Annotated in this window: 3 protein-coding genes; 2 read left to right on the top strand and 1 reads right to left on the bottom strand. The window is 62.2% G+C overall.

The genetic code is table 11. The features are described from left to right. Window positions 1–206: transposase (locus ACTJI6_RS24050; RefSeq protein ID WP_440801813.1), on the bottom strand; the 206-nt coding region annotated here is incomplete at its 3' end. A 69-nt stretch (window positions 207–275) separates the two neighbouring features. Between ACTJI6_RS24050 and ACTJI6_RS24045 the strand changes: the two genes are divergently transcribed. Further along, window positions 276–425 (top strand): hypothetical protein, encoded by a 150-nt coding sequence (locus ACTJI6_RS24045; RefSeq protein WP_440804284.1) that lies wholly within the window; start codon window positions 276–278, stop codon window positions 423–425. Window positions 426–540: 115 nt separating this feature from the next. Continuing rightward, window positions 541–1,188, top strand: a complete 648-nt coding sequence (locus ACTJI6_RS24040) for a hypothetical protein (RefSeq protein ID WP_440804281.1) — start codon at window positions 541–543, stop codon at window positions 1,186–1,188. The last annotated feature ends 46 nt before the right edge of the window (window positions 1,189–1,234 follow it).

Here is a 1,234-nt window from a genome sequence, read left to right as displayed (position 1 = left end):
GTCGACGAGCCGTTGCGCCGGTTCGCCTGGCCGGGCGGTGCTTCCTTGCCTTCCTCATAGCCCAAATGCGCGGTCAGCTCCGCGCCCAGCATCCGCTCCATGAGCCGGATCTTCAGCTCCTTCATCAGCCCGGCATCGCCGAGCAGATCCTCAGGGCGCTCAATACCCTTCAGCAGTTCATCCAGAAGTTCCTTGGAGATCGTCATGCATGCTTCCTTTCGGTGAAGCATGGACCGGACCACTCATACACAGAAGATCGGACACTCTCCGAGATCGTGGCGATTCTCGACCGGCTGGGACCCCATGGCTTCCATCGCGGTCACTACGCCAGCGCCGCCCGCATCGTGCAGGAGGCCGTGATGGCCGAAGTGCTGCCCAACTTCATCACTGCACCCGCCTATGACGTGCTGAACGCGTTCGACTGATGGACCCGATCCGCACGTTGTCCCCTTCGGCGGGCCACTGCCTGCCGAAAGCTTTCCCTCCGCCGCGTCCGCCTGGGCCGTAGCCCGCAACCATCATCCGAAGAAAGGAACATCCATGACCCGCAAGACCTATGCGCAACTCCGCGCCGAGGTGGCCGCGCGCTATCCCTCTGGCCAAACCGCCGGCGGTGTCTCGGTCGATGACATCGTGCAGTTGAAGCTGCAAAACAGCTACGATACCCATCTCGACATCGCCCGCGACATGGCCCGCGTCATGCGCGCCGACATGGCGGCCTATGATGCCGATCCGTCGAAGTTCACCCAATCGCTCGGCTGCTGGTCCGGCTTCCACGCCCAGCAGATGATCAAGTCGGTCAAGCGCCTGCGCGGAACGGCGAAGGGCACCTATGTCTATCTGTCCGGCTGGATGGTCGCCGGCCTGCGCAACCGCTGGGGCCACCTGCCCGACCAGTCGATGCACGAGAAGACCGCCGTGGCCGACCTGATCGCCGAGATCTACACCTCGCTGCGCCAGGCCGACGAGGTGGCGATCAACGACCTGTTCAAGGTGCTGAAGGCAGCGCGGACCGAGGACGAGCAGCAACAGGCCATCGCCGCCATCGACGGTTTCGAGAGCCATGTCGTGCCGATCATCGCCGACATCGACGCCGGTTTCGGCAACGAACATGCAACTTATCTGCTGGCTGTTGATTTCCACCCAGAACTGAGCCGGCATTTCCATCGAGAAGTGAGCCACCTCTGACTATGGATTTCCGGTCATTCAGTGGTCAAGGCGTGATTGTTCTCCT

This window comes from Paracoccus sp. 22332, from assembly GCF_052045125.1.
Taxonomy (GTDB): domain Bacteria; phylum Pseudomonadota; class Alphaproteobacteria; order Rhodobacterales; family Rhodobacteraceae; genus Paracoccus; species Paracoccus haematequi_A.
Note: the sequence above shows the minus strand (reverse complement) of the source record. Positions and strands in the feature narration are given on the sequence as shown.

Bases quoted from the DNA above. Each gene is read 5' to 3' on its own strand.
- ACTJI6_RS24040 (WP_440804281.1), top strand. From the start codon at position 541: ATGACCCGCAAGACCTATGCGCAACTCCGCGCCGAGGTGGCCGCGCGC.